A 25,914-nucleotide genomic window follows, 5' to 3' on the forward strand; every position below is an offset into this window, starting at 1 on the left:
GTTCCGGTGAGCGGAAAGGGGTGTTGGGCTATCTGTCCGGCATGTGGGATTCGGCGTCCGTCCGGGCCTTGCTGCGCGCTCTGCGGGCCGGGCCGCGCCAGCCGCAGCTGCACCGTGCCGCGCAGAATCGGCCCTGCTCGACCGTCGTCGTGCGGTGGGGTTCGTCCTGTTGCTCCTCGGCCACGTCTCCACCGTACCCACGCCGGGTGAACGCTCTTACGCGTGACGGGTCAACGTACCGGTCGTTACACGGAACGACAGGGGGCTACAGCACCTCGCGGGAAGGCTTGGGGGTAGTCGGGCGATGGGTCAGCAGCACAGGCGCACAGGCGGGGCGGTCGTCACGGCCGCGGCGGTGGGTCTCATGGCCGTCGCCACGGGGTGCTCGGGAGGCGGGGCCGCGGCGGACGACGGGCGCAGCGCCTCCGAGGACGCCGTCGACGTCGTGCGGGACTCCGCGGACGCCCTTGTCCGCGCGGGGAGTTCCAAGGCGCGTACGTCCATGGAGATGGCGAGCGGCGGTACCCGCGTGACCATCCGCGGGCACGGCTCGTACGACTTCCGGCGGCAGGTGGGGCGGTTCGTGGTGGTGCTGCCGAAGGATCCCGCCGGGGACGAGGAGCACCGCCCCATCACCGAGCTGATGGCGAGCGGCGCGCTCTACATGAAGAACCGGGGCGCCGGGGTGCCCGCCGACAAGTGGGTGCGGATCGACACGGCGTCGCTCTCCGACGGCAACCTGGTCACGGGCGGGGCGACCGATCCGCTGGCCGCGGCGGAACTGCTGCGGGGCGTGAGCAAGGCGTCGTACGTCGGGGAGACGGCGGTGGCGGGCGTGAAGGTGCGGCACTACCGCGGGACCGCGGACCTGCCGAGCGCCGCGAAGTCCGCTTCCGAGGGGCAGCGGCGGGCCCTGGGGGCGGCGGCGAAAGGGTTCAGCAAGGGTGGGGTGCCGTTCGACGCGTACCTCGACGAGCAGGGGCGGCTGCGGAAGCTGCGGCAGCACTTCAGTGTCGCGAACGCGGAGGTGGCGTCGACCACGCTGCTGTACGACTTCGGTGTGCGGGTGGACGTGCGGTTGCCGGCGAGCGAGGACATCTTCGCGGGGAAGATCGCCGAGAAGTGAGTGCCGCGGAGCGGTAATCGCCGGGAAGTGGGGGTACCCGGCTAGTCGCGCCCGGGGGTGTGGAAATGGTCCGTCCGTGCCATGCGCGGTGTGTAGGCCGCTCCCTACTCTAGGAAGTCGGCGGCGGCAGGAAGCAAGGTCAGGAAGAGGTGATGGACGTGGCTCTGGTGCGCGGTACGACTGTTCAGGACCACGTTGCCCTCGCCGAGATCGAACTCTGCGGCGAGCTGATCATTGCGGCGAGTGCGGCGGGTGAGGAGCGGTTGAGCGCCGACCGGATCGACGAGGTCCTGAACGTCTCCACTGACGTGGAGCGTCACCTGGGCGAGAGCCGGGACTAGTCCGTCCCGGGCCCTGCTTCCCCCCGGGGGGTGTGTGCGCCCCGGGTCCTGCTGCGCTTGCCGCTTCGCGGGGATGGCTCCCGAGCGGCGGTCCGCCGTTGCGCTGCGGTGACGCGGGGCGACGTGACGCGGGGCGGGGTGGGCTGAGGCTGTCGTGTCGCCTCGCCACCTGCCGGGCCCGCCGCTCCGCGGCGGATCTTCCCCACCCGCCCACCCGTTACTCGGCAGGGCAATTGGGGGGAGGCGGGGGGGTGCGTGCGAGCGTCTGCCCATCCGTTACTCGGCAGGGCTGTCGGGTGGTCGTGGTTGGGGGACGTCTGGCCGTCCGTTACCCAGCAGGCTCATCGGGCGGTGGGCGGGATGGGTGCGCTGCGGGGTGATCGGGTGGGTGGGTGGGAGACATCCGTCGCGCAGCGGCGGGCCGGACCGGCTCGTCGCGGGCGCGGCGTGGCCGTGGGTGGGCCCGCCGCGGGCGAGCCGGGGCCGGGCCCGCCGCGGGGCGAGCGGGGGCCGGGCTGAGGGCCCGCCGCAGGGCGAGCCGGGGTCGGGCTGAGGGCCAGCCCCGGGGTGAGGTGGGGCCGGGCCGAGGGGCGGGGCGTGGTTGCCCGAGGCGGGAGCCTTACGTACGCATCATGCGCGCGATCGCCTTCGTCGCTTCCTCGACCTTCGCGTCGATCTCGTCACCGCCCTTGACCGCCGCGTCCGCCACGCAGTGGCGCAGGTGTTCCTCGAGGAGCTGGAGGGCGAAGGACTGCAGCGCCTTCGTGCCCGCCGAGACCTGGGTGAGTATGTCGATGCAGTAGACGTCTTCCTCGACCATCCGCTGCAGGCCACGGATCTGCCCCTCGATGCGCCGCAGGCGCTTGAGGTGCTCGTCCTTCTGCTTGTGGTAGCCGTGGACACCCTGGTCGTGGCCGCCGGGCTCGGAGGGCGCTTCGGTGTTCATGGCCACACCGGCCGCATCAGTGGTCGTCATCGCGTCCTCCTGCTCGGACTGCTTGGACAGTCATTCTTCTGGGCAGTGATAGAAAAGCCGCTGGCTCAACTGGCTTCCTATACCCCTAGTGGGTATAGAATACTCGATTGCTCGGGGGGCGTGCTGATCACTGTGCCTGATGGGCGACACTGGGGTCTGGCCGGTTAGCCGTGGCCGGATGATGCGCCTAGCATCAGCCTGACCGAATCCAAAGCACCCCGAGGACCCCACGTGCGCTTTCGTCTGACCCCCAGGGAGACGAGCTTCTACGACATGTTCGCCGCATCCGCGGACAACATTGTCACGGGCTCGAAGCTCCTGATGGAACTGCTCGGGGCTGACGCCTCCGCCCGAGCCGAGATCGCAGAGCGTATGCGGGCCGCGGAGCACGCTGGAGATGACGCGACACATGCGATCTTCCACCAGCTGAACTCCTCCTTCATCACGCCGTTCGACCGCGAGGACATCTACAACCTGGCGTCCTGCCTGGACGACATCATGGACTTCATGGAGGAGGCCGTCGACCTGGTCGTCCTTTACCAGGTCGAGGAACTCCCCAAGGGAGTCGAGCAGCAGATCGAGGTCCTGTCGCGAGCCGCCGAGCTCACGGCCGAGGCCATGCCGAATCTGCGGACGATGGACAACCTCACCGAGTACTGGATCGAGGTCAACCGTCTGGAGAACCAGGCCGACCAGATCCACCGCAAGCTTCTCGCTCAGCTCTTCAACGGCAAGTACGACGCCATAGAGGTGCTGAAGCTCAAGCAGATCGTCGACGTGCTTGAAGAGGCGGCCGACGCGTTCGAGCACGTCGCGAACACGGTGGAGACCATCGCGGTCAAGGAGTCCTGAGGCCTCTCCATGGACACCTTTGCTTTGATCGTGACCATTGGCGTCGCGCTCGGATTTACGTATACGAATGGCTTTCACGACTCTGCGAATGCCATTGCCACTTCCGTCTCCACCCGTGCGCTGACGCCTCGTGCGGCACTCGCGATGGCCGCCGTCATGAACCTCGCCGGTGCCTTCATGGGCAGCGGCGTCGCCAAGACGGTCAGTAAGGGCCTGATCGAGACGCCCGAAGGCAACAAGGGAATGTGGATCCTCTTTGCCGCCTTGGTGGGCGCCATCGTCTGGAACCTCATCACCTGGTATTTCGGGCTTCCTTCCTCCTCATCGCACGCACTGTTCGGTGGAATGGTCGGAGCCGCGCTCGCCGGTGGGATCGGGGTGATCTGGTCCGGAGTGCTCGACAAGGTCGTCATTCCGATGTTCATCTCGCCCGTTGTCGGCCTCGTCGCCGGCTATCTGGTGATGTGCGCGATCATGTGGATGTTCCGGAAGTCCAACCCGCACAAGGCCAAGCGCGGATTCCGCATCGCGCAGACGGTCTCCGCGGCCGGCATGGCGCTCGGACACGGTCTTCAGGACGCGCAGAAGACGATGGGCATCGTGGTGATGGCCCTGGTCATCTCCGATGTGCAGGACGCCGACGCGCCCATCCCGATCTGGGTCAAGATCGCGTGTGCGCTGATGCTCTCCGCCGGTACGTACGCCGGTGGCTGGCGCATCATGCGTACGCTCGGCCGCAAGATCATCGAGCTGGACCCGCCGCAGGGATTCGCCGCCGAGACCACCGGCGCGGGCATCATGTTCACCACCGCGTTCATGTTCCACGCGCCGATCTCGACCACGCACGTGATCACTTCCGCGATCATGGGTGTGGGCGCCACGAAGCGTGTGAATGCCGTGCGCTGGGGTGTCGCCAAGAACATCATCCTCGGGTGGTTCATCACGATGCCTGCCGCCGCCATTGTCGCCGCGGTGAGTTTCTGGATCGTGAATCTCGCGTTCCTGTAACCGGCCGTAAAAACAAACGGCCGTAAGAGCAACGGCCGTACAAGTAAACGGAAAGGCCCGCCCCCCGGGAGCCAGGGGGCGGGCCTTTCTTTGTTGCCCCTGCGGTGGCACCGCCATGCAGCACCGCAAGGAGTCGGGGGATACCCGGGGCGGGGCCTAGCCGAAACGGCCCGAGATGTAGTCCTCGGTGGCTTGCACGGACGGGTTGGAGAAGATCCGCTCCGTCTCGTCGATCTCGACGAGCTTGCCGGGCTGGCCGACCGCCGCGAGGTTGAAGAAGGCCGTACGGTCCGAGACGCGCGCCGCCTGCTGCATGTTGTGCGTCACGATGACGATCGTGAAGCGCTCCTTCAGCTCGCCGATCAGGTCCTCGATCGCGAGCGTCGATATCGGGTCCAGGGCCGAGCAGGGCTCGTCCATGAGCAGGACCTGGGGCTCGACGGCGATCGCCCGCGCGATGCACAGACGCTGCTGCTGACCGCCGGAGAGGCCGGAGCCGGGCTTGTTCAGGCGGTCCTTGACCTCGTTCCAGAGGTTGGCGCCCTTGAGGGACTTCTCGACGATGGCGTTCAGCTCGCTCTTCTTGTACGAGCCGTTGAGCCGCAGGCCCGCGGCGACGTTGTCGAAGATCGACATCGTCGGGAACGGGTTGGGGCGCTGGAACACCATGCCGATCGTGCGGCGCACGGCGACCGGGTCGACACCGGGACCGTAGAGGTCCTCGTCGTCCAGGAGCACCTTGCCCTCGACGCGGCCACCGGTGGTGACCTCGTGCATGCGGTTGAGGGTGCGCAGGAAGGTGGACTTGCCGCAGCCGGAGGGGCCGATGAAGGCCGTCACGGAGCGGGGCTCCACGGTCATCGAGATGTCCTCGATGGCCTTGTGGGCGCTGTAGTAAGCGGTCAGGCCCGATACGTCGATTCGCTTGGCCATGGGGATCACTGCCTTAAGGGGGTACGAGAGGGTCGCTGAGTGGCCGCGTCAGCGGCCCGTCTTGGGGGCCTTCCAGCGGGCTACGCCGCGGGCCGCCAGGTTGAGGATCATGATGAAGCCGATGAGGGCCAGGGCCGCCGCCCAGGCGCGGTCGTAACCGGCCTGGTTGCCCGCCGCGTACTGCTGGTAGATGTACAGCGGCAGCGAGGCCTGCGAGCCTTCGAACGGGTTCGTGTTGATCATGGGGTTGACCCAGACCAGGAGCAGGACCGGTGCGGTCTCGCCCGCGATGCGGGCGACCGCGAGCATGACGCCCGTCGTGATGCCGCCGATCGCGGTGGGCAGGACCACCTTCAGGATGGTCCGCCACTTCGGGATGCCGAGGGCGAGTGACGCCTCCCGCAGCTCGTTCGGGACGAGCTTGAGCATCTCCTCCGTGGAGCGCACGATCACCGGCATCATCAGGATGGCGAGCGCCATGGCGCCGGCCCAGCCGGAGAAGTCGAAGCCCAGGATCAGGATCCAGAAGCTGAGGACGAACAGGCCCGCGACGATCGAGGGGATGCCGGTCATGACGTCCACGAAGAACGTGACGACCTTGGAGAGCTTCCCGCGCCCGTACTCGACGAGGTAGATCGCGGTGAGCAGGCCGATCGGCACGGCGATGACGGAGGCCAGGAGCACCTGCTCCAGGGTGCCGATGATCGCGTGGTAGATGCCGCCGCCGGGCTCGTCGTCCGCGACCACGCCCATGGAGTGGGTCAGGAAGTAGCCGTTGAAGACGGTCGTGCCGCGCTCGACGGTCTCGTAGATCAGCGAGGCCAGCGGGACGACCGCGAGCAGGAACATCACCCACACCATCGAGGTGGCGAGGCGGTCCTTGGCCTGGCGGGTGCCCTCGACGGCGACCGCGAGGACGTACGAGGCGACGATGTAGAGGATGGCCGCGATCAGGCCCCACTGGATGCGGCTGTGCAGGTCCGCGCCCACGCCGATGCCGATGGCGACGGCCGCGGAGCCGAGCGCGACGACGGCCGGTGTCCAGCGCGGGAGGCGGGCGCCCTGCAGGCTCGCGGGCTTGACGATGGTGGCGCTCATGCGTTGGCCCCCGAGTACTCCTTGCGGCGCGCGATGATCATGCGGGCCGCGCCGTTGACCAGCAGCGTGATGATGAAGAGGACCAGGCCGGATGCGATGAGCGCGTCACGGCCGTACTCGGTCGCCTCGTTGAACTTGCTGGCGATGTTCTGCGCGAAGGTGCCGCCGCCGGGGTCGAGCACGGACGCGCTGATGAGGAAGGTCGGGGAGAGCACGGTGGCGACGGCGATGGTCTCGCCGAGCGCGCGGCCCAGGCCCAGCATCGAGGCGGAGATCACGCCGGAGCGGGCGAAGGGGAGCACCGACATGCGGATGGTCTCCCAGCGCGTGGCGCCGAGCGCGAGCGCGGCCTCCTCGTGCATCTTCGGGACCTGCAGGAAGACCTCACGGCTTACGTTCGTGATGATCGGCAGGATCATGATGGCGAGCAGGATGCCGACCGTCATCAGGGAGCGCGGGGCGCCGCCCTGGTACTCGAAGACGCCGGTCCAGCCGAAGTAGTCGTCGAGCCAGCTGTAGAGGCCGGTCAGGTTGGGTGCGACCACGAGGGCGCCCCAGAGGCCGTAGACGATCGACGGCACGGCGGCCAGCAGGTCGATCACGAAGGCGATGGGGGTCGCCAGCTTGCGCGGCGCGTAGTGCGAGATGAACAGCGCGATGCCGATGGCGACGGGGACGGCGATCACCAGGGCGATCACCGAGCTCACCACCGTGCCGAAGACCAGGACCGCGATGCCGAAGTACGGCTTGCCGCCGGTGGTGCCGCCGGCCGGGTCCCACTCGAAGGTGGTGAGGAAGTTGCCCGTGTTGTCCGAGAGCGCGAGGGCCGCACGGTAGGTCAGGAAGGCCGCGATGGCGGCCATGATCACGAGCAGCGCGATACCGGAGCCGCGCGAGAGGCCGAGGAAGATCCGGTCTCCGGGGCGGGTCGCGCTGCGGCGTGGACGCTTCGGGGTGATGCCCGATGGCTTCACGTCGTCGAGGGGTGGAGGTGCGGTCGTACTACTGGCTATGTCCATGGGATTCTCCGGTCTGCGGAGCCAATCACCGCATTTTCGGCGGGAGTTGCTCCTGGCGGCGGTGCACCGGACGGTGCGGCCGGCCCTGACTCACGGGGCCGGCCGCACGCGGTTCAGCTAGCTCAGGCCCGCGACGGTCGTGCGGACCTTGGAGATGATCTCGGCCGGGATCGGCGCGTAGTCGTTCTCCTTGAGGACGTTCTGGCCGTCCTCGCTCGCGATGTAGGTCAGGAAGGACTTGGTCGCGGCCAGGGTCTCGGCCTTGTTGCCCTTCTCGCAGAGGACCTCGTACGTCACCAGGGTGATCGGGTACGCGCCTTCGGCGGTGGGCTTGTAGTTGAGCTCCAGGGCGAGGTCGTTGCCCTTGCCGACGACCTTGGCCTCGGAGATCGCCTTGGAGGCGTTGTCGACGGTGGCCTTCACCGGCTCCTTGGCGTCGGTCTTCAGGTCGACCGTGCTGATGCCGTCGGAGGCGTACGAGAGCTCGAAGTACGAGATGGCGCCGGCGGTCTGCTTGACCTGGCCCGCGACACCGGAGGAGCCGTTGGCGGACTGGCCGCCCTTGGCCTCCCAGGACTTGCCGGGCTCGTGCGACCAGGCGGACGGGGCCGCGCCCTTGAGGTACTTGGTGAAGTTGTCCGTGGTGCCGGACTCGTCCGAGCGGTGGAACGCCTGGATCTTGGTGCTGGGCAGCTTGGCGTCGGGGTTCAGCTTCTCGATCGCCTTGTCGTCCCAGGTCTTGATCTTGTCGTCGAAGATCTTGGCGAGGGTCTCGGCGTCCAGGACGAGGTTGTCCACGCCGGGCACGTTGTAACCGACGGCGATCGGGCCGCCGACCATCGGAAGGTCGATGGCCTGGCTGTTCTTGCAGACCTTCTTCGAGGCCGCGATCTCCTCGGGCTTCAGCGCCGAGTCGGAGCCCGCGAACGCGGTCTGGCCCTGCATGAAGGCGGTGATGCCGGCCCCGGAACCCGTCGGGTTGTAGTTCAGCTGAACATCCTTGCAGGTGGTCGAGTAGACCTTGCGCCAGGCGTCGATCGCGTTCTTCTGCGCGGACGAACCGGAGGCCGCGAGCTGGCCCTTGGCGTCATCACACTTGATGTTGGCGTTGGCGTTGGTCTCCTTGCCGGTGCCACCGTCGCCGCCGCTCGTGTCGTCGGAGCCGCACGCCGTGAGGGCCAGGGCGCCGGAGACGGCGATGGCGCCGAGGGAGAGGGCGCGGAGCCGGTTCTTGCGCTGAAGCTTCACTTTTCGGGTCTTCCTTCCGGGAGCCGCCGGCCCTTTGCTGGCGGCGTGCGAGGTCTTCGTTGCTGTTCTGCGGTCTTACGTTGTGTTGTAAGGCTGAAATTAGGCAGGGCAGGTGAAGCGGCCAAAGGGCATGAGTGAACGGAGGGTGAACCTCGGCGGTCGGCCTGGTTCGGCAATGTGCTACGGAACGTAGCGGATCTGTTACGCCGGGTTGAGGACGCCGAGCAGGGCGTCGACGAGGTGCTGGTCACGGGGTTGCGTGAGCCGGTTGCGGGCCGCGGTCGGCGAGAGCCAGAGGATGCGGTCGACCTCGTCGTTGGGTATGAAGCGGCCGCCGGCCACCTCCGCCGCCCAGTAGCGGACCTCTTTGGGGCGGCCCTGGGCCGCGTAGCGGACGGTGGGGAGGCGGGCGCCGGGGGTGCAGCGGTGGCCGGTTTCCTCCTCGACCTCGCGCAGGGCGCCGGCGAGGGCGTCCTCGGTCCGCTTCAGCTTGCCCTTGGGGTGCGACCAGTCGTCGTACTTCGGCCGGTGCACCAGGCAGATCTCCAGGCGGCCGTCGTGCGGGGAGTGACGCCACAGGACGCAGCCCGCGGCCAGGACGACTCCGCGCTCGTCGAGCGTCATGGGGTGCTCACCACCTCGGTCTCGCGGAGCCAGGCCTGGTGGAAGGCGAAGCGGGCCGCTTCCACCTCGTGGCGCTGGTCGGCGTGCAGGACGCCCAGGGCGTACGCCGTCGCCGGGGCGATGCGGGGGGTGCGGGCGGCCGATGCCGCTGCCGATGCGGCGTCCGCGGCCTCGCGGTGGCGGTCCAGGGCGTGGCCCGCTTCCGCGAGGCGCAGGTCCCCGCAGGGGTCGCCCGCGCCTCCGGTGAGGACTTCCTGGGCGTACCTGTGCAGGCGCAGGAGGGCGCGGGTCTTCAGCCAGGGGGCGTCCTGGGCCTCGGGGGCCTCGCTCGCGGCGAGGCCGTGCGTCAGCGCTTCCGCGTTGTACGGGTGGCCCGCCTGGCCCAGGGGGAGCGCGGCGACGGCCTCCGTGAGGTTCTCCTCGGCGGTTGCCGCCAGCGGCTTCAGGTCCTTGGCAGCTCGGGTCAGCGGGACCTCGCTCGCCAGTACGGCGACGTTGTCCGCCACTGCGTGGAAGCGGGAGGAGCCGAACGCTTGCAGCGCGGCTGAGTGGGCCCTGGTTCGCGCCAGGGTCAGCTGGCGCTCCAGGAGTGCTGCTGCCTTGGCTGCGCCCACCGTGAGGCCCCTTGGAGTCCCGCCCTGTTCATCGGCGCCCTGCAGTGAAGGCTGTGCCCACCTGTTCCGCCCTGCGGAACGCCTGCCCACAGCGGGAGCGGCTGCCTGGGTGGGCTGTGCGCCCGCGCGGGTGCTGCCCAGCGGTGAGGCGTGGACCACCGGTGCCGGAACCGTCGGTGTGCCCGACAAGCGGTGCAGTGCGTCAAGGAGCCGCTCCAGGCGGGCCGCGTACGCGTGTTCGCTCGCCAATGTGCCGGAGAGCCAGGCCAGTTCGGGACGTAGAGCCGCCGCCCACTCCTGGTCCAGGAGCGGGCGGAACGTGTGCAGTGTGCCGCCGATGCGGCGGGCCGCGCGGCGCAGGGCCATGGCGGCCTCCAGGGACACCTCGGCGCCCTGCGCGTCCGTCGTCGACTCGCGGTGCAGCCGCAGCGAGCGCAGGAACTCCGTGGCCTGGCCCTGCAGATAGGCCGACAGGACATCGCCTGTCGTCGTCTCATGGTTTAGCTGTGCCACGCCGGCGCCTCCGGGCGTCTATGAGCATCTCCTGTACGTTCCGCAGGGGCTGGCCCTCCGGATCCAGCGCGTGCCGGGTCCAGTTGCCGTCCGCGCCGAGGTGCCAGGAGGCGGTGGTGTCCGACATGCCGGTCTCCAGGAGCCGGTTCAGGGCCGCCCGGTGTGCCGGGTCGGTGACCCTGACCAGTGCCTCGATACGTCGGTCGAGGTTGCGGTGCATCATGTCGGCGCTGCCGATCCACACCTCGGGCTCGCCCGCGTTGCCGAAGGCGAAGACGCGGGAGTGCTCCAGGAAGCGGCCGAGCACGGAACGCACCCGGATCGTCTCCGAGAGCCCCGCGACGCCCGGCCGCACCGCGCAGATCCCGCGCACCCACACGTCCACCGGCACGCCCGCCTGCGACGCGCGGTAGAGGGAGTCCACGACCGCCTCGTCGACCATCGAGTTGCACTTGATGCGTACGTAGGCGGGGCGGCCCGCGCGGTGGTGCTGTATTTCCTTGTCGATGCGTGAAATGAGTCCGTCGCGCAGGGACTTGGGGGCGACGAGAAGACGGCGGTAGGTCTCGCGGCGCGAGTATCCAGAGAGCCGGTTGAAGAGGTCGGACAGGTCCGCGCCCACCTCCTGCTTGGCGGTGAGAAGACCCAGGTCCTCGTAGAGACGGGCCGTCTTGGGGTGGTAGTTGCCGGTGCCCACGTGCGAGTAGCGGACCAGCGACTCGCCCTCCTGGCGGACGACGAGCGAGAGCTTGCAGTGCGTCTTCAGGCCGACCAGGCCGTAGACGACGTGGCAGCCCGCCTCCTCCAGCTTCCGCGCCCACTTGATGTTCGCCTGCTCGTCGAAGCGCGCCTTGATCTCGACCAGGACGAGCACCTGCTTGCCCGACTCGGCGGCGTCGATCAGCGCGTCGACTATGGGGGAGTCGCCCGACGTCCGGTACAGCGTCTGCTTGATCGCGAGGACGTCCGGGTCGGCGGCCGCCTGCTCCAGGAAGGCCTGGACGGACGTGGAGAACGAGTCGTACGGGTGGTGCAGAAGGACGTCGCGTTCGCGCAGGGCGGCGAAGATGTCGGGCGCGGACGCCGACTCCACCTCGGCGAGGTCGCGGTGCGTGCCCGCGATGAACTTCGGGTACTTCAGCTCGGGCCGGTCCAGGGCCGCGATGCCGAAGAGCCCGGTCAGGTCGAGCGGGCCCGGCAGCGGATAGACCTCGGCCTCGCTGATCTTCAGTTCGCGCACGAGGAGGTCCAGGACGTTCCGGTCGATGGACTCCTCGACCTCAAGGCGCACGGGCGGCCCGAAGCGGCGCCGCATGAGCTCCTTCTCCAGGGCCTGCAGGAGGTTCTCGGCGTCGTCCTCCTCCACCTCCAGGTCCTCGTTCCGGGTGAGCCGGAACATGTGGTGCTCCTGGATCTCCATGCCCGGGAACAGCTCCGCGAGGTGCGCGGGAGCGGCGATGACGTCCTCGATGGGGACGTACCGCTGGGGCGAGGCCTCAAGGAAGCGGGAGAGCAGCGGCGGCACCTTCACGCGGGCGAAGTGCGTGTGGCCCGACACCGGGTTGCGCACGACCACGGCGAGGTTGAGCGAGAGCCCCGAGATGTACGGGAAGGGGTGCGCGGGGTCCACGGCCAGCGGGGTCAGGACGGGGAAGATCTGCTGGCGGAAGAGCGTGAAGAGGCGGGACTGCTCCTTCTCGGTCAGCTCGTTCCAGCGGACCAGGTGGATGCCCTCGTCGGCGAGGCCGGAGGCGACGTCCTCCTGGTAGCAGGCGGCGTGCCGGGCCATGAGCTCGCGGGAGCGGTTCCAGATCAGCTCCAGGACCTCGCGGGGCTGCAGACCCGAGGCCGAACGGGTGGCGACGCCGGTCGCGATGCGGCGCTTGAGACCGGCCACCCGGACCATGAAGAACTCGTCCAGGTTCGAGGCGAAGATCGCCAGGAAATTAGCCCGTTCGAGTAGCGGCGTGTTCGCGTCCTCGGCGAGCTCCAGGACGCGCTCGTTGAAGGCGAGCCAGCTGCGCTCCCGGTCCAGGAAACGGCCCTGCGGAAGCTCCTGGCCGTCGTGTCCTACCTGACCGTCCTCGTCGTACGCGTCGAGATCCGCGTCGATGTCGGGGTCGAGATCCGACACCGCCGCCGACAGCGTGTGCGGGCGGTGCGCGGCGATGGAGCCGACGGAGGGCTGGGCGTGCTGGACCTGACCTTGCGTGCTGGGCTGGCTCATGGCCCCATTCTTCCGCGCGGGGACCCCGATGGGCGCGTCGGAGAGTGCCGGGGTGAAGACGAGCTTCCCGTTCATGGGGGGAGGGTCGGGCACGGCGGGCTGCATTGAGCGAGGGTCGCAAGCCAGTCTGAATCACTGGTTACGGCGACATGACGTGCGGGACATGTGCCGGAGTCCCCCGGACGTCTACACGTCCGGGGGGCTGTCAGCGGCTCGTCGTCGTGTCAGGCCGCATGGCGCTTGAGCACGCGGAACGCGGCGTACGCGGCTGCCGCGGTGAGGGCAAGGACGATGCCGGTCTCGATGAACTGGACGTACCAGAAGTGGGAATGGGGGTGGACGTCGGCGTACCAGCCGGTGATGCGGGTGTCGGACGGGCAAGGGAAGTCGGCCATCTGATCGGCGGAGCACTGGCTCTCGACGAAGCGTTCACCGGCGGCGTTGTGGACACCCATGTCCACGATGAGGGAGTCCACGGGGACGTCGTGCATGGTGTAGCTCGTGGACGTGCCGGATGCGGGCCCGGAGATCGTCTTCACCGGGAACAGCTGCCACCGCACGTTGCCCATGACCAGCAGGACGAGTCCGGTGACCAGGCCCCCGGCGGCCAGCGCCACGAGCGTGCGGCGCACGAGGAGACCGACGAGTGCGCCGGCCATGAGGCCGAGAAGGCAGTACGCGACGAGGGCGGGGCCGATGGACTCGTAGACGCCGCGGTCGGCCCATCCCAGGTTCCAGACGGCTCCGGTGCCGGATCGGCCGAGCCAGAAGACCGCCATCAGCGCGAGGCCGCCGGCCACGCTCGTCACGGCGAACACCGTCAGCTTCGACAGCAGCCAGCGCGTGGGCGTCACCGACTGGGTCCAGGCGAGCTTGTGGGTTCCCGACTCCATCTCGCGGGCGATGACCGGGCCCGCGACGAAGGCACCGATCAGGATGGGGATCAGGAGCATCCCCTGGGAGTAGTTCTTCATGAACTCGTACAGCAGCGCCCGGGCGCTGGAGAAGCCGAGGAACGTGTCGCAGGAGCCGTTGGAGGTGCAGGGGCCTGTGGGCTCGGGGTAGGCGTGGGCAGCCCAGCGGAGGGAGCCCGTCGCCACGGCGGCGAGTACGACGAGACCGAGCCCCGCACGCAGCGCGCTGCGGTGCACCCGGACATCGGCCCAGCGCGGACCGCGCAGAAGAGGGGCGCTCATGCCGTCACCTCGTGCTCGGCGGGCGCCGTGCCCGGCGTCAGGAGTGCCGGTGCTTCGGGGGAGCGCAGGTGGGCCAGCAACAGTTCCTCCAGGGACGGCTCCTCGACCTCCCAGCCGTCGCCGACCGGGCCCTCCGGCCGGATCAGCGCGGTCAGGCCGCGCCCGGTGGCGCGGGACTCGACGACGGTGTGCGGGGCGAGCTCCTCGACGGGGCGGCGCCCGGTGACCAGGGCGTGCGCGGAGACGAGGTCGTCGATGCCGCCGCCGAGCCGGACCCGGCCGCCGGACACCAGGAGCAAGTGGTCGCAGGACTCGGCCAGTTCGCCGACGATGTGCGAGGACATCACCACGGTGGTGCCGTGCTCGGCGGCCTGTGCCATCAGCGTCCCCATCAGCTGGTGGCGGGCGAGCGGGTCGAGGTCGGCCATCGGCTCGTCCAGGAGCAGGAGGTCGGCCCGCTTGCCAAGGGCGAGGGCGAGCGCCACGCGGGTGCGCTGACCGCCGGAGAGGGTGCGCACGCGCAGCTTCGGGTCCAAGTCCCCTTCGCGTACGACCCGTTCGGCGATGGCGGCATCCCAGCGCCCGGGGTTCAGCTCGGCGCCGAGCCGCAGGGTGTCGGCGATGCTGAGCTGCGGATAGAGGGGCTTGTCCTGGGCGACGTACGCGACGTGCTCGCGCGCGGCGGCCGGGTCGGTGCCGAGCACGGTGAGCGTGCCCGCGGTGGGCCTCAGGAGTCCGGCCGCGAGGGTGAGCAGCGTCGACTTGCCCGCGCCGTTGGGCCCCACGACCGCGCATATCCTTCCGGCGGGCAGCCGGAAGGAGCAGTCGCGCAGGGCATGGCCCCGCCGCCCATAGCTCTTGGCAAGCGCGGCCGCCTCGATGGCGGTGTCGGTCATGCGTGGTCCCCCTTGGTCACGTGCTGTGCGTGCTCGGAGTCGTCCGAGTGCCCTGACTGCGTGAACTGTTCTTCGAGTACGGCGCTGAACAGTGCCGCGACGTCGTCCCTCTCCAGGCCGGAGGCGCGGGCGCGGGCGGCCCACTTGCTCAACTCGCCCCGCAGCGGGGAGTCGGCGGGCGTGGAGCCCAGCGACTTCCGCACGAAGGTGCCGAGCCCGCGGCGGGCCTCGACCAGGCCCTCGCGCTCCAGTTCGCGGTAGGCCTTCAGGACCGTGTTCGGGTTGATGGCCGTCGCCTCGACGACCTCACGGGCCGTGGGCAGCTTGTCCCCCGGTTCCAACAGGCCCAGGCGCAGGGCCTGTTGGGTCTGCTGGACGATCTGGAGATAGGTGGCGACGCCGCTGCGCCGGTCGATGCGGAACTCGACCATGCCCTGCACCACCCTTTCACTAATTGAGTAGTGAAAGGGTGGTGCAAGGGGGTGCGTTCCGTCAAGGGGTCGATGACCTTGTAACGTCTGCCGCTCAGCATTGACGTGAACACGTTTGGAAAGTCGGGGGACTTACCTTGTCCATGCCTCCGCCGCCTCAAGGCGGCTACCAGCAGCCGTACGGTCAGCAGCAGCAACCGCAGTACGGTCAGCAGCCCTATGGTCAGCAGCCGTACGGTCAACAGCCCTACGGCCAGCAGCAGTTCGCACCACAGCAGCCCCAGCCGCCCCAGCCCCAGCGCCCGCGCGGTGGTGGCGGCGGCTCGTTCAGCCGGCAGTCACCGCTGATGAAGGTGGTGACCCTGCTCATCGCCGCCGTCATCGCGGGCGTCTGGTGGTACAGCAGCCGGGGCAACACCACAGGCCCCGGCAGCGAGGCCGCCAAGGAGCCCGCGGCCACCGAGGTCGGCGACTGCGTACGGAACAAGGGGTCCGACAGCAGCCCGGACATGGAGACCGTCGACTGCTCCGGCGCCACGGCGCAGTACAAGGTCACGAGCACGCACGAAGTCGAGTGCGAGCCGGGTGAGTCCCGCTACGAGCAGACGCGGCGCGGCCGGGTGCAGTACAGCATGTGCCTGAAGCCGATCACGCCGAAGTAGCGTGACCGGATGGCAGGAAGGCCGCGCCTTCCTGCCGTCCGCCCTCAGTGGCTCACGACTCCGTCCGGTACATCAGGTCCGTCTCGTGCGTGATGAACCCGAGCCGTTCGTAGACGCTCACCGCCGCCTTGTTGTCCGCGTCCACGTACAGCATCGCGGTGGGCAGGCCCGCCCCCGCCAGGTGGTTCAGGCCGATGGTGGTCAGCGCCTTGCCGAGGCCGCCGCCCTGCGCGCCGGACCGCACCCCGAGGACGTACACCTCGCCGAGGCCCTCGTCCGCGTGCACCTTGGTCCAGTGGAAGCCGACGAGCTCGCCGTCCTTCTCGGCCAGGAAGAAGCCCGCCGGGTCGAACCACGGCTCGGCCTTGCGGTCGTCCAGGTCGAGCTGGGTGAGGGAGCCCTGCTCGGGGTGGTGGGCGAAGGCGTCGGCGTTCACCGCGAGCCAGGCCGCGTCGTCCTGGCCGGGGACGAAGGCGCGGACGGACACGCCGTCGGGCAGGACGGGATCGGGCAGGTCCAGATCGCCCAACGAGCGCCGCATCTGCCGCAGTTCACGGAAGAGGGTGAGCCCGAGCACCTGCGCGAGGTGCCGCGCGGCCGAGTGCCCGCCGTGCGCCCAGATCCGCAGCCGCCGGCCGGACTCGGCGAGCAGTGCGGTGCCGAGCGCGCGGCCGTGCCCGCGGCCGCGGTGCGCGGGGTGCACGACGAGCTCGGCGGCGGGGGCCTCGATGGGATCGGTGTCCTCCAGCTGCGCGTACCCGACGAGCTCGTCGCCGACGCCGAGCAGCAGGTGCCGCACGCCGGTCCGCGCGCCTCCCCGCAGCTGCAGCCGCCCCTGCTCGGACACGGCCTGCTGGCCGTCCGCGCGGGCTGCTTCCGCGATGAGCCCGAGCACGGCGTCGGCCTGGTCGGAGGTGAGGGCGGCGACCGTGTCGATCTGCCGCAGGGGGGCGGGAGGCTGCTGCTCGTCAGTCATGGAGTCGAGGGTACGGCGACGGCAGGTCGAGCAGCAGATCACGGACGTATTCGCCCTCGCGCTCGCTCGACTCCCGCACGTCCCCGGTACGCCGTCCCGCTCGTCCCCGGTACGCCGTCACGCTTGTCCCAAGTGTCCGCAACGCCCCCGACGGCAACCACCTCGTAACCCGTAACCCCCTGTCGCGCTACGCGCGTTGACTTTAGGCTGCGCGGAGTTTCACACCCTCAGCCGTCTCATACCTCTCCCAGGGGGACTCGTGCCAGCCACTCCTCAGCCACGTCGGCCCAGACGCCGCGCCACCCGTGTGCTCGCCGCCGCGGCCGGTCTCGCCACGCTCGGCGCGCTGGTCGCCGCACTGCCCGCGAGCGCGGGGCAGTCAGCCGGAGGGGATGCTGCGGGCGCGGCAGGCAAGAAGCGCACCGTCGACGTGCAGCTGCTGTCCTTCAACGACTTCCACGGCAACTTGCAGCCGCCGGCCGGATCGTCGGGCCAGGTCACGGAGAAGCAGCCCGACGGGACCGAGAAGAAGATCGACGCCGGCGGTGCCGAGTACCTCGCCACGTCTCTTCGTACGGCCCGCAAGGGGAACCCCTACAGCGTCACGGCCGCGGCCGGTGACCTCATCGGCGCGAGCCCGCTCCTGTCCGGCCTGTTCCACGACGAGCCGACGATCGAGGCGATGAACAAGCTGGACCTCGACGTCACCAGCGTCGGGAACCACGAGTTCGACGAGGGGGCCAAGGAGCTGGCCCGCATGCAGAAGGGCGGCTGTCACCCCAAGGACGGCTGCTTCGAGAAGGGCAAGAAGTTCAAGGGGGCCGACTACCCCTACCTCGCGGCCAACGTGACCGACGAGAAGACGGACAAGCCCATCCTCAAGCCGTACTGGGTGTGGAAGCACAAGGGCGTGAAGGTCGGCTTCATCGGCGTGACCCTGGAGGGCACGCCCGACATCGTCTCGGCCGACGGCGTCAAGGGGCTCAAGTTCCACGACGAGATCGAGACGGTCAACAAGTACGCCAAGATCCTCGACAAGCAGGGCGTGAAGTCGATCGTCACGCTGATCCACGAGGGCGGGTCCCCGGCGTCGCAGAGCTACAACTACGACTGCGACTCCCCGGGCGCGGGCGACGGCATCTCAGGACCGATCACCACGATCGCCAAGGGCATCACGCCCAAGGTCGACGCCATGGTCACCGGACACACGCACGCCGCGTACGTCTGCACGATCCCCGACCCGGCGGGCAAGCCCCGCATGGTCACGTCCGCCTCGTCCTTCGGGAAGCTCTACACGGACACGACGCTCACGTACGACCGCAGGACCAAGGACATCGTCCGTACGAGCGTGAAGTCCGCGAAGTCGGCGAACCACGTCGTCAGCCGGGAGCAGCCCAAGGCCCGTGACATGACCTCGCTCATCCAGCGCTGGGACAAGCTGGCCGCACCGGTCGCCGACAAGCCGGTCGGTTTCCTCTCCGCCGACATTCCGGGCCGTGGCGCCACCACCCCGGAGGCGCCGCTCGGCGACCTGATCGCGGACGCGCAGCTCGCGCACGGCAAGTCGCTCGACCCGGAGACGGACCTGGCCCTGATGAACCCCGGCGGCATCCGCTCCGACCTCGTCCACAAGGCGAGCGGGAGCGAGGGTGACGGCGTGGTGACCTACGGCGAGGGCTTCACCGTGCAGCCGTTCAGCAACACGGTCAATCTCGTCGACCTGACCGGCGCCCAGCTGATCACCGGCCTGAAGCAGCAGGTGAGCGGGTCGAACGAGGCATCCCCGAAGATTCTGCAGATCTCGGACGGCCTGACGTACACGCTCGACATGACCAAGTCAGGCGCCGATCGTGTCGTGACGGACTCGATCAAGCTGGGCGGCAAGGCGATCGATCCGGCCACCACGTACCGTGTGGCGATGAACTCCTTCCTCGCGGGCGGCGGCGACGGCTTCGCCGAGCTCGGCAAGGGCCAGAAGCCGCTGGTCGGCAGCGATGACCTGAAGGCGTTCAACGACTACCTGACCGCCAACTCCTCGGCGGACAAGCCGATCGCACCGCCCAAGGCGGACAGGATCACCATCGTGAAGTGAATGACGCGTTAACAGACGCGCTCAGAAGGTGGCCCAAATCGGCGGTTACTGGGCGTAAGGCTTGGGGTGGGGTGTGAACGTATGGTGAAATCAGCTGATGCGTTCCCCCCACCGCATAGCCACGCTTCCGCCCGATCACAACCAGGCCTATCCGTCTGATGGTTGGCACGCCGAATCGGTTCCCCCAGAAGCAACCTCAGAGGCGGTAGAGACCACCGCTCCCCTGAATCCGTACGACGAGCTCGGCGCCCTCGCGTCGCCGAACCCGCTGGAGGACTTCCTCCGCGAGGCGGACGACGACGAGGCCGACAGGTCCGACGCTCCCTGGCAGCCGCCGAACCACCGCCGCGGCAGCCGCAGCCGCCGCCGCAGCAACCGGTTCGCCGGGCTCCCGCTCGCCGCGAAGGCCCTCGTCGCCCTCCTGGTCGCCACCGCCTTCCTCGGGCTCGGTGACCGCTGGGCCCTGCTCTACGCCGAGCACGAGGCCGCGGAGAAGCTCAAGGACTCCATGCACCTGAGCGCCACGCCCGAGGTCGACATCGAGGGCTTCCCCTTCCTCACCCAGGTCGTCGACAAGCGCGTGGACAAGGTCAAGGTCACCGTCCCGGACGTCGCGGCCGACCGGATCTCGCTCGCCCAGGTCTCCGCCACCGCCAACGACGTGAAGATCACCGGCGACGGCGCCACCGACATCAAGGGCGCCCTCATCTCCGAGATGAACGGCGAGGTGCTGCTCTCCTTCGACGACCTGAACCGTGAACTGGGCGCATCCCAGGTCACGTTCACCGGCCACGGCCGCGACCAGGTGCTCGCCCGCGGCACGCTGCCCGTCGCGGGCCACGACCTGAAGCTGCGCGCCGACGCCCGCATCCAGCGCAACGGCGACCGCGGCATCTCCACCGACATCGGCAGGATGAGCCTGCAGATCGGCGACCTGGCGACCTACCGGCCCGGCACCCGCGAGTCCGAGGGCCTGCACCTCAGCAAGAAGTCCGCGGACCGTCTCGCCGAAGAGACCGCCAAGGCGAAGGCGCTGCTCTCCGTCCCGTCGATCGTCAAGCGGCTCGGGGTGCCGGACTCGGTGGTCAGCGGCGCCCTCAAGAGCGACACCAAGCTCCACGACCTGGTGGGCTCGCCGCGCTTCATCAACGACGTGATGGGCCTGAACCTCATCGACGTCGCCATGGGCCACCCCGAGCTCCTGAAGAAGCTGGGCCTCGACCCGGCGCTCCTCAAGGGCCTCTCCCAGCTCACCCGCCCCGTGCTCGCCGACCGCCTCACCCTCGCCTTCCAGCTGCCGAAGCTGCCGGGGGACGGGCACGTGTGGCTGAAGGACGTCAGCGTGCAGGACGAGGGGATCCGGGTGCGGCTCACGGGCACGGGCCTGAGCATCGGCAAGTAGCGGCAGGGGTCTAGCCGGTCGGGGGCGGGGTGGGCGCGCCCGGCAGGCGGACCGTCGCCTCCGTCCCGCCGCCCTCCGCGTGCTGGAGCGCCACCTCGCCGCCCGACTGGTGCACGGTGCGGGCCACGATGGACAGGCCGAGGCCCGATCCGGGGAGACTGCGGGCCGACGGGGAGCGCCAGAAGCGGTCGAAGACGTGCGGGAGTTCGTCGTCGGGGATGCCGGGGCCGTGATCGCGGACGGTCAGCGCGCCGTGCTTCAGGGCCACCTCGACGGTCGAGCCGGGGGGCCCGAATTTCACCGCGTTGTCCAGGATGTTCACGATGGCCCGCTCAAGGGCCGCGGGCTCCGCGCGTACGTACCAGGGGGCGAGGTCCGCGGCGAACGTCAGCTCGGGCCCGCGCAGCCGCGCCCGCTCCAGTGCGTTCTCCACGACCTCGTGCAGGGCGATGACCTGCACCTTGCCGCCCTGCCCGGTGTCCGTGCGCGACAGCTCCTGCAAGTCGCCGATCAGCGAGGCGAGTTCGGTCATCTGCGCCGTCACGGAGGCGAGCAGGGCCTTGCGGTCGTCGGGCGGGATGGCCCGCCCGGTGTCCTCGCTGCGGGCGAGCAGCTCGATGTTCGTACGGAGCGAGGTGAGGGGGGTGCGCAGCTCGTGCCCCGCGTCGGCGATGAGCTGTTGCTGCAGGTCGCGCGATGAGGCGAGGGATGCGGTCATGGAGTTGAAGGAGCGCGAGAGGCGGGCGATCTCGTCGTCGCCTTCGGCGGGGATCCTCAGATCCAGATCCTCCGTGCGGGCCACGTGCTCCACGGCCGCGGTGAGCTCGTCCACCGGGCGGAGCCCGGTGCGGGCCACCCAGAGGCCGGCGGCGCCTGCGCCGAGTACGCCGATTCCGGCGACGAGGACGAGGACCAGGACGAGGTTGCCCAGGGTGTCGTCGACCTCGCTGAGGGGCCGGGCCACGGAGACCGCGAGAGGCTGTCCGTCCAGGGGGTAGGTGAGGACGCGGTACTTGGCGCCGTTCGACGCCGTGGCGGTGTGGATCACCTGGGTGGACGTGCGGTCGGCGACATCGACGTCCCCGGGGGAGACCTCGATGGACTGCTTGCCGGAGATGACGCAGCTGTTGCCCTTGCGGTCGACGACCTGGACCGTCGACTTGAACGGGTTCGGATCGTTCTCCTGGTTGCTGATGACCGACGCATGGCGGCACTGTCCGCTGCCGTCGATCAGGCTGAGCACCAGCTGATCCGGCACCCGGTTGGAACTCAGCGCCTCGTCCAGCGAGTTGATCAGCGCGGTGCGCACCACGAACCAGCACACGACGGCGGCCGCCGCGACCGCCAACGCGACCGCCGTGGCCACCAGCATGGCAAGGCGTGACCGGAGCGGCAGCGCCCGGAAGCGCCGGACGAGCCCCTTCACTCGCCGCCCCCGGAACCCGGCCGCAACACATACCCCACACCCCGCACCGTATGAACAAGGCGAGGCTCGCCCCCCGCCTCGGTCTTGCGGCGCAGGTACATGACGTACACGTCCAGGGAGTTGGACGAGGGCTCGAAGTCGAAGCCCCAGACGGCCTTCAGGATCTGCTCCCGCGTGAGGACCTGGCGCGGATGCGCGAGGAACATCTCCAGCAAGGTGAACTCCGTGCGGGTCAGCTCCACCGTCCGCGCCCCGCGAGTGACCTCACGCGTCGCGAGGTCCATCCGCAGGTCGCCGAAGGCGAGCATGTCGCCCTCCTCGGCCTGGCCCGCCGCGGCCGCGTACGAACTGCGGCGCAGGAGTGCCCGGATCCGGGCGAAGAGCTCGTCGAGCTCGAACGGCTTGACCAGGTAGTCGTCGGCGCCCGCGTCGAGCCCCGTGACGCGGTCGCCCACGGTGTCGCGCGCGGTGAGCATCAGGATGGGCGTCAGGGATCCGGTGGCGCGGAGCCGGCGCGCGGCGGTGAGGCCGTCCATGCGGGGCATCTGGATGTCGAGGACGACGAGGTCGGGGCGGTAGGCCGCCGCCTTCTCCAGCGCGTCGGCGCCGTCGACGGCGACCTCCGTGCCGTACCCCTCGAAGGCGAGGCTGCGCTGCAGCGCCTCCCGCACGGCGGGCTCGTCGTCGACGATCAGGATGCGCTGCTGCTGCTCGCCTTCGGCGGGGCTCATCGGCTTGTGACTTCCTTGAGTACGGGTCCGGGCACGGGTCGGACGGGGCCGGTATCAGCCTCGCACGCGCGCGCGGGGCTTGCGGCGTGCGGCGGGGCGGGACGACACCTGGGAGGCGGCCACTTCCGGGGCGCGGGCCGCGGTGGCGCCGTGCAGCTCCCCGGCCACGGCGAGCGGGAGGCCGAGTCCCGCCGGATCGGTGTCGGGCTGCCCCCAGCCGATGGTGACGGCGAGCGCGTGCCGGGCGCGGTTGACGGTGATGGTCGGTCCGGACATGAGGGCCTCCAGAGGGGTGGACGGGTCAGTCGGTGGAGCCGGCGCGCAGGGTGTCGAGGTCGGCCTTGACCGTGTTGATCGGGATGGAGAAGCCGAGGCCGACGCTGCCCGAGCCGGACTGCGCGCCGCTCTGCGAGGACGAACTGGGCGAGTACATCGCGGAGTTGATGCCGATGATGTTGCCGTTCATGTCGATGAGGGCGCCGCCGGAGTTGCCCGGGTTGAGCGAGGCGTCGGTCTGCAGGGCCTTGTACGTGGTCTTCGACGACCCGGTGTCGCCGTTGAACTGCTCGCCGCCGTACTCGAACGGCCAGCCGCCACCGCCCTGCTGTTGCTGCTGCCCCTGGTCCTCGTCCGTCGATACGGTGACGTCCCGGTCGAGGGCGGAGATGATGCCGCTGGTGACGGTGCCGGTCAGGCCCTCGGGGGAGCCGATCGCCACGACGTCGTCGCCGATCTTCACGTTGTCGGAGTTGCCGAGGCTCGCGGCCTTGAGGCCGGAGGCGCCCTCGACCTTGATCAGCGCCAGGTCCTTCTTGCTGTCGGTGCCGACGACCTTGGCGTCGTACGACTTGCCGTCGTTCGTCTTCACCTTGACCGACGAGGCGCCGGAGATCACGTGGTTGTTGGTGATGATCTCGCCGTCGTCCGTGATGATCACGCCGGATCCGGTGGCCTCGCCCGAGCTGGACTTCGCGCTGATCTCCACGATGCTGGGGCTGACCGCCTCGGCGACGCCGGCGACGGTGCCCTTCTGGCTGGTGGGCACGACGTTCGTGTTGGTGGCGCTGCTCGACGAGCCGTCCTTGCCGGTCAGCTCCTGGAAGGCGTAGGCGGTGCCGCCGCCGACTGCCGCTGCCGCGATGGCGACGGCGGCGAGCAGGGCCAGGGGGCCCCGTGCCCGGCGCCGGTGCTTCGGCGGCTCTTCGGGGGAGTAAGCGGGCGGGGGCGGGTACGCGCCCTGCGTACCGCCATGGTGAACAGGCGCTGACGACTGCTGCTGCTGGGGGTACTCACCGCTGTTTGTCATGGAACCCAGGCTGCGGGGCGTTCATGAGAGGCGGCTGAGTACGCCCTGAGAACACCGGTAGAACCTCGTATGCCCCATATAAAGGTGCTCAAGGCCGCCGCTTCGCGGCTCCCGCCGGGCCCACCGCTGCCGGACCGAGGGTCAGCTGCAGCCGCAGGACTGCCGGACCACCAGTCGCGAGGGGAACAGCTTCAACCGCTCCCGGCGCGAACCGGCGACCCGAAGCCCGTCGTCCAGGACAAGATCGACCGCCGCCCGCGCCATGGCGGGCCGGTCCGAAGCCACCGTCGTCAGCGGCGGGTCCGTGAGCCCCGCCTCCTTCACGTCGTCGAACCCGGCGACGGCCAACTGCCCCGGCACGTCGATCCGAAGCTCCCGCGCGGCGCGCAGAATGCCGATCGCCTGGTCGTCGGTGGAGCAGAAGATGGCGCTCGGCCGATCCGGCCGGGCAAGCAGCTCCAGCGCCATCTGATACGCGTCATAGCGGTTGTACGGCGCCTCGAAGAGCCGCCCCTCCACCGACCGCCCGGCCTCCCGCATGGCCCGCCGCCACCCCTCGACATGGTCGGAGACGGGGTCACCCACCGTCGGGGTCTCGGCCGTGCCGCCGACACAGGCGACGTACTCGTGCCCGTGCTCAAGGAGGTGCCGCGTGGCCAGCTGCGCGCCGCCCAGGTCGTCCGTGACGACGGCGACGTCGTCGATCGCCTCGGGCCGCTCGTGAAGCAGCACGACCCGCGCGTCCCACGCGTCGATCTCCGCGGCGGCCGAATCGGTCAGGCCGTGGCTGACGAGGATGAGGCCGGAGACCCGCATACCGAGGAAGGCCCGCAGGTAGTGGGCCTCGCGCTCGTCCACGTAGTCCGTGTTGCCGACGAGCACCATTTTTCCGCGCTCGGATGCCGCCTGCTCCACGGCGTGCGTCATCTCCGCGAAGAACGGCTGGCGCGCGTCCGGCACGATCATGCCTATGAGGTCGGTACGCCGCGACGCCATGGCCTGGGCGACCCGGTCAGGGCGGTACCCCAGCTCTTTGATCGCGGCGAGTACACGCTCGCGCGTGGCCGGGGCAACCGGCCGGGGTCCGTTGTTGATGACATAGCTGACGACGGCGGTGGAAGTACCCGCAAGTCGCGCTACGTCATCCCGAGTCACCTTGGCCACGCGCGGAGTCTACGCGGATGGAACTACCGCTGGGCAGGGCGTACGGCAGCTTCCTTCGGCGCGGACGCGGCGGGTGCCGCGTCCCGCTTCGGGATCTCCCTGTGCTGCTCCCTGTGCTCGCCCTCGGCCGGCGGAGTGGCCGCCTTCTTCTTGGCTTCGTCGGCCGCACGTTCGACCTTCTCCGGCGTCACGAAGCGATAGCCGACATTCCGGACGGTGCCGATGAGCGACTCGTGCTCGACACCGAGCTTCGCGCGAAGGCGCCGTACGTGGACGTCGACCGTCCGCGTGCCGCCGAAGTAGTCGTAGCCCCAGACCTCCTGGAGCAGCTGGGCCCGCGTGAAGACGCGCCCCGGGTGCTGCGCCAGGTACTTGAGCAGCTCGAACTCCTTGAAGGTCAGGTCCAGGACCCGGCCCTTGAGCTTCGCGCTGTACGTCGCCTCGTCCACGGAGAGATCGCCGTTGCGGATCTCCATGGGGGAGTCGTCGGCGGTGATCGACTGGCGGCCCATCGCGAGCCGCAGACGCGCCTCGACCTCGGCAGGACCTGCCGTGTCGAGGAGTACGTCGTCGATGCCCCAGTCGGCGGTGACGGCCGCGAGGCCGCCCTCCGTGACGACGAGGACGAGTGGACAGCCGGGTCCCGTGGAGCGGAGGAGCTGGCAGAGGCTGCGGACCTGCGGGAGGTCACGGCGGCCGTCGATCAGGATGACGTCGGCACCAGGGGTGTCGACGAGGGCCGGGCCTTCGGCGGGGGCCACCCGCACGTTGTGCAGCAGCAGGCCGAGGGCGGGAAGCACCTCCGTCGACGGCTGAAGGGCATTGGTAAGGAGCAGCAGAGAACTCATCGCCGCCCACCTGCCTGGGTCGTCCTACGGTTGTGCACGGTTCGCTCGCCCATAACGTCGGTTCCTCCTCGGTCCCTGCGAGGACGTTTACGGCACTGCTTCGTACTGAGTACTGCGGCGGGGAGCCCGCGCCCTGGGATCCCCACGTGCGGTTTCCCCACTTCGTGACGACCGATGCGACCGGCCGTATACAAAGCTTCGGAAA

The 25,914-nt window shown here is 69.5% G+C and carries 26 protein-coding genes; 7 read left to right on the forward strand and 19 right to left on the reverse strand.

What is annotated here, in order from left to right; all coding sequences use genetic code 11:
- Positions 1-28: 28 nt before the first annotated feature.
- Positions 29-184: a hypothetical protein gene (locus AC07AG_RS19635; RefSeq protein ID WP_478756347.1), complete on the reverse strand. Its 156-nt coding sequence runs from the start codon at positions 182-184 to the stop codon at positions 29-31.
- Between the two features lie 120 nt (positions 185-304).
- Here AC07AG_RS19635 and AC07AG_RS19640 point away from each other — a divergent pair, with 120 nt between their 5' ends.
- Both AC07AG_RS19640 and AC07AG_RS19645 read left to right on the forward strand, forming a co-directional pair.
- A complete protein-coding gene (locus AC07AG_RS19640) occupies positions 305-1,126 on the forward strand; it encodes an SCO4651 family lipoprotein (protein ID WP_361048812.1) in 822 nt (273 codons plus the stop codon).
- Positions 1,127-1,278: 152 nt separating this feature from the next.
- On the forward strand, positions 1,279-1,467 hold the full coding sequence (locus AC07AG_RS19645; RefSeq protein ID WP_478756348.1) for a hypothetical protein: 189 nt from the start codon (positions 1,279-1,281) through the stop codon (positions 1,465-1,467).
- A 619-nt stretch (positions 1,468-2,086) separates the two neighbouring features.
- Here AC07AG_RS19645 and AC07AG_RS19650 read toward each other — a convergent pair.
- Entirely contained in the window at positions 2,087-2,443 is a 357-nt protein-coding gene (locus tag AC07AG_RS19650) for a metal-sensitive transcriptional regulator (RefSeq protein ID WP_283779105.1), read from the reverse strand.
- A gap of 231 nt (positions 2,444-2,674) precedes the next feature.
- On the opposite strand from AC07AG_RS19650, the gene AC07AG_RS19655 reads away from it, so the two are divergent.
- Together AC07AG_RS19655 and AC07AG_RS19660 are read left to right on the forward strand one after the other, a co-directional pair.
- On the forward strand, positions 2,675-3,295 hold the full coding sequence (locus tag AC07AG_RS19655; protein WP_249589094.1) for a DUF47 domain-containing protein: 621 nt from the start codon (positions 2,675-2,677) through the stop codon (positions 3,293-3,295).
- Positions 3,296-3,304: 9 nt separating this feature from the next.
- Positions 3,305-4,303 carry an inorganic phosphate transporter gene (locus tag AC07AG_RS19660; RefSeq protein ID WP_361048817.1) on the forward strand — a complete coding sequence of 333 codons (999 nt, stop codon included), beginning with the start codon at positions 3,305-3,307 and terminating at the stop codon, positions 4,301-4,303.
- 156 nt (positions 4,304-4,459) lie between these two features.
- Here AC07AG_RS19660 and pstB read toward each other — a convergent pair whose 3' ends face one another.
- The 10 genes from pstB to AC07AG_RS19710 form a co-directional block, all read right to left on the reverse strand.
- On the reverse strand, positions 4,460-5,236 hold the full coding sequence (pstB, locus tag AC07AG_RS19665; RefSeq protein ID WP_361048819.1) for a phosphate ABC transporter ATP-binding protein PstB: 777 nt from the start codon (positions 5,234-5,236) through the stop codon (positions 4,460-4,462).
- A gap of 48 nt (positions 5,237-5,284) precedes the next feature.
- The gene (pstA, locus tag AC07AG_RS19670) at positions 5,285-6,334 is read right to left on the reverse strand and encodes a phosphate ABC transporter permease PstA (protein ID WP_249589097.1); all 1,050 of its coding nucleotides are present in this window, start codon (positions 6,332-6,334) and stop codon (positions 5,285-5,287) included.
- Positions 6,331-7,353, reverse strand: coding sequence for a phosphate ABC transporter permease subunit PstC (pstC, locus tag AC07AG_RS19675; protein WP_478756349.1), 1,023 nt, complete (start codon positions 7,351-7,353; stop codon positions 6,331-6,333). Before pstC ends, pstA begins: the two co-directional genes overlap by 4 nt.
- A 117-nt stretch (positions 7,354-7,470) precedes the next feature.
- Complete coding sequence (pstS, locus tag AC07AG_RS19680) at positions 7,471-8,601, reverse strand: phosphate ABC transporter substrate-binding protein PstS (protein ID WP_478756350.1); 1,131 nt, start codon at positions 8,599-8,601, stop codon at positions 7,471-7,473.
- 201 nt (positions 8,602-8,802) lie between these two features.
- Complete coding sequence (locus AC07AG_RS19685; RefSeq protein ID WP_478756351.1) at positions 8,803-9,225, reverse strand: NUDIX hydrolase; 423 nt, start codon at positions 9,223-9,225, stop codon at positions 8,803-8,805.
- Complete coding sequence (locus AC07AG_RS19690; RefSeq protein WP_478756352.1) at positions 9,222-10,352, reverse strand: CHAD domain-containing protein; 1,131 nt, start codon at positions 10,350-10,352, stop codon at positions 9,222-9,224. Before AC07AG_RS19690 ends, AC07AG_RS19685 begins: the two co-directional genes overlap by 4 nt.
- A complete protein-coding gene (locus AC07AG_RS19695; RefSeq protein WP_478756353.1) occupies positions 10,333-12,579 on the reverse strand; it encodes an RNA degradosome polyphosphate kinase in 2,247 nt (748 codons plus the stop codon). The genes AC07AG_RS19690 and AC07AG_RS19695 overlap by 20 nt, the downstream gene beginning before the upstream one ends.
- 224 nt (positions 12,580-12,803) lie before the next feature.
- On the reverse strand, positions 12,804-13,775 hold the full coding sequence (locus tag AC07AG_RS19700) for an ABC transporter permease (RefSeq protein WP_478756354.1): 972 nt from the start codon (positions 13,773-13,775) through the stop codon (positions 12,804-12,806).
- Positions 13,772-14,671: an ABC transporter ATP-binding protein gene (locus AC07AG_RS19705; protein WP_478756355.1), complete on the reverse strand. Its 900-nt coding sequence runs from the start codon at positions 14,669-14,671 to the stop codon at positions 13,772-13,774. Before AC07AG_RS19705 ends, AC07AG_RS19700 begins: the two co-directional genes overlap by 4 nt.
- On the reverse strand, positions 14,668-15,102 hold the full coding sequence (locus AC07AG_RS19710; RefSeq protein ID WP_478756356.1) for a GntR family transcriptional regulator: 435 nt from the start codon (positions 15,100-15,102) through the stop codon (positions 14,668-14,670). The genes AC07AG_RS19705 and AC07AG_RS19710 overlap by 4 nt, the downstream gene beginning before the upstream one ends.
- Positions 15,103-15,245: 143 nt before the next feature.
- On the opposite strand from AC07AG_RS19710, the gene AC07AG_RS19715 reads away from it, so the two are divergent.
- A complete protein-coding gene (locus AC07AG_RS19715) occupies positions 15,246-15,764 on the forward strand; it encodes an LppU/SCO3897 family protein (RefSeq protein ID WP_478756357.1) in 519 nt (172 codons plus the stop codon).
- 52 nt (positions 15,765-15,816) lie between these two features.
- Here the strand turns inward: AC07AG_RS19715 and mshD are convergent, their stop codons facing one another.
- Positions 15,817-16,740 carry a mycothiol synthase gene (mshD, locus tag AC07AG_RS19720; protein ID WP_478756358.1) on the reverse strand — a complete coding sequence of 308 codons (924 nt, stop codon included), beginning with the start codon at positions 16,738-16,740 and terminating at the stop codon, positions 15,817-15,819.
- 259 nt (positions 16,741-16,999) lie between these two features.
- Between mshD and AC07AG_RS19725 the strand changes: the two genes are divergently transcribed.
- Positions 17,000-18,832: a bifunctional metallophosphatase/5'-nucleotidase gene (locus AC07AG_RS19725; protein WP_478756359.1), complete on the forward strand. Its 1,833-nt coding sequence runs from the start codon at positions 17,000-17,002 to the stop codon at positions 18,830-18,832.
- A 97-nt stretch (positions 18,833-18,929) separates the two neighbouring features.
- Positions 18,930-20,234, forward strand: coding sequence for an LmeA family phospholipid-binding protein (locus AC07AG_RS19730; protein WP_478756360.1), 1,305 nt, complete (start codon positions 18,930-18,932; stop codon positions 20,232-20,234).
- Positions 20,235-20,244: 10 nt separating this feature from the next.
- On the opposite strand, the gene AC07AG_RS19735 is transcribed toward AC07AG_RS19730, so the two are convergent.
- The 6 genes from AC07AG_RS19735 to AC07AG_RS19760 form a co-directional block, all read right to left on the reverse strand.
- The gene (locus AC07AG_RS19735; RefSeq protein ID WP_478756361.1) at positions 20,245-21,660 is read right to left on the reverse strand and encodes a sensor histidine kinase; all 1,416 of its coding nucleotides are present in this window, start codon (positions 21,658-21,660) and stop codon (positions 20,245-20,247) included.
- Positions 21,657-22,391 carry a response regulator transcription factor gene (locus AC07AG_RS19740; protein WP_249589110.1) on the reverse strand — a complete coding sequence of 245 codons (735 nt, stop codon included), beginning with the start codon at positions 22,389-22,391 and terminating at the stop codon, positions 21,657-21,659. The genes AC07AG_RS19735 and AC07AG_RS19740 overlap by 4 nt, the downstream gene beginning before the upstream one ends.
- 54 nt (positions 22,392-22,445) lie before the next feature.
- Positions 22,446-22,667, reverse strand: coding sequence for a hypothetical protein (locus tag AC07AG_RS19745; protein WP_478756362.1), 222 nt, complete (start codon positions 22,665-22,667; stop codon positions 22,446-22,448).
- 25 nt (positions 22,668-22,692) lie between these two features.
- The gene (locus AC07AG_RS19750; protein ID WP_478756363.1) at positions 22,693-23,697 is read right to left on the reverse strand and encodes a S1C family serine protease; all 1,005 of its coding nucleotides are present in this window, start codon (positions 23,695-23,697) and stop codon (positions 22,693-22,695) included.
- A 141-nt stretch (positions 23,698-23,838) separates the two neighbouring features.
- A complete protein-coding gene (locus tag AC07AG_RS19755; protein WP_249589113.1) occupies positions 23,839-24,861 on the reverse strand; it encodes a LacI family DNA-binding transcriptional regulator in 1,023 nt (340 codons plus the stop codon).
- A gap of 23 nt (positions 24,862-24,884) precedes the next feature.
- The gene (locus AC07AG_RS19760; RefSeq protein ID WP_478756364.1) at positions 24,885-25,709 is read right to left on the reverse strand and encodes a winged helix-turn-helix transcriptional regulator; all 825 of its coding nucleotides are present in this window, start codon (positions 25,707-25,709) and stop codon (positions 24,885-24,887) included.
- Positions 25,710-25,914 lie beyond the last annotated feature (205 nt).

Source organism: Streptomyces sp. NPDC044044, from assembly GCF_056434405.1.

What these genes read in the sequence shown, in the direction of transcription:
- AC07AG_RS19645 (WP_478756348.1), top strand. Translation starts at nt 1,279, where the DNA reads ATGGACGTGGCTCTGGTGCGCGGTACGACTGTTCAGGACCACGTTGCC.
- mshD (WP_478756358.1), bottom strand. Translation starts at nt 16,740, where the DNA reads ATGACTGACGAGCAGCAGCCTCCCGCCCCCCTGCGGCAGATCGACACG.
- AC07AG_RS19695 (WP_478756353.1), bottom strand. Translation starts at nt 12,579, where the DNA reads ATGAGCCAGCCCAGCACGCAAGGTCAGGTCCAGCACGCCCAGCCCTCC.
- AC07AG_RS19685 (WP_478756351.1), bottom strand. Translation starts at nt 9,225, where the DNA reads ATGACGCTCGACGAGCGCGGAGTCGTCCTGGCCGCGGGCTGCGTCCTG.
- AC07AG_RS19700 (WP_478756354.1), bottom strand. Translation starts at nt 13,775, where the DNA reads ATGAGCGCCCCTCTTCTGCGCGGTCCGCGCTGGGCCGATGTCCGGGTG.
- AC07AG_RS19715 (WP_478756357.1), top strand. Translation starts at nt 15,246, where the DNA reads ATGCCTCCGCCGCCTCAAGGCGGCTACCAGCAGCCGTACGGTCAGCAG.
- AC07AG_RS19640 (WP_361048812.1), top strand. Translation starts at nt 305, where the DNA reads ATGGGTCAGCAGCACAGGCGCACAGGCGGGGCGGTCGTCACGGCCGCG.
- pstA (WP_249589097.1), bottom strand. Translation starts at nt 6,334, where the DNA reads ATGAGCGCCACCATCGTCAAGCCCGCGAGCCTGCAGGGCGCCCGCCTC.
- AC07AG_RS19660 (WP_361048817.1), top strand. Translation starts at nt 3,305, where the DNA reads ATGGACACCTTTGCTTTGATCGTGACCATTGGCGTCGCGCTCGGATTT.
- AC07AG_RS19750 (WP_478756363.1), bottom strand. Translation starts at nt 23,697, where the DNA reads ATGACAAACAGCGGTGAGTACCCCCAGCAGCAGCAGTCGTCAGCGCCT.
- AC07AG_RS19710 (WP_478756356.1), bottom strand. Translation starts at nt 15,102, where the DNA reads ATGGTCGAGTTCCGCATCGACCGGCGCAGCGGCGTCGCCACCTATCTC.
- AC07AG_RS19760 (WP_478756364.1), bottom strand. Translation starts at nt 25,709, where the DNA reads ATGAGTTCTCTGCTGCTCCTTACCAATGCCCTTCAGCCGTCGACGGAG.
- pstC (WP_478756349.1), bottom strand. Translation starts at nt 7,353, where the DNA reads ATGGACATAGCCAGTAGTACGACCGCACCTCCACCCCTCGACGACGTG.
- pstB (WP_361048819.1), bottom strand. Translation starts at nt 5,236, where the DNA reads ATGGCCAAGCGAATCGACGTATCGGGCCTGACCGCTTACTACAGCGCC.
- AC07AG_RS19705 (WP_478756355.1), bottom strand. Translation starts at nt 14,671, where the DNA reads ATGACCGACACCGCCATCGAGGCGGCCGCGCTTGCCAAGAGCTATGGG.
- AC07AG_RS19650 (WP_283779105.1), bottom strand. Translation starts at nt 2,443, where the DNA reads ATGACGACCACTGATGCGGCCGGTGTGGCCATGAACACCGAAGCGCCC.
- AC07AG_RS19740 (WP_249589110.1), bottom strand. Translation starts at nt 22,391, where the DNA reads ATGAGCCCCGCCGAAGGCGAGCAGCAGCAGCGCATCCTGATCGTCGAC.
- AC07AG_RS19730 (WP_478756360.1), top strand. Translation starts at nt 18,930, where the DNA reads ATGCGTTCCCCCCACCGCATAGCCACGCTTCCGCCCGATCACAACCAG.
- AC07AG_RS19745 (WP_478756362.1), bottom strand. Translation starts at nt 22,667, where the DNA reads ATGTCCGGACCGACCATCACCGTCAACCGCGCCCGGCACGCGCTCGCC.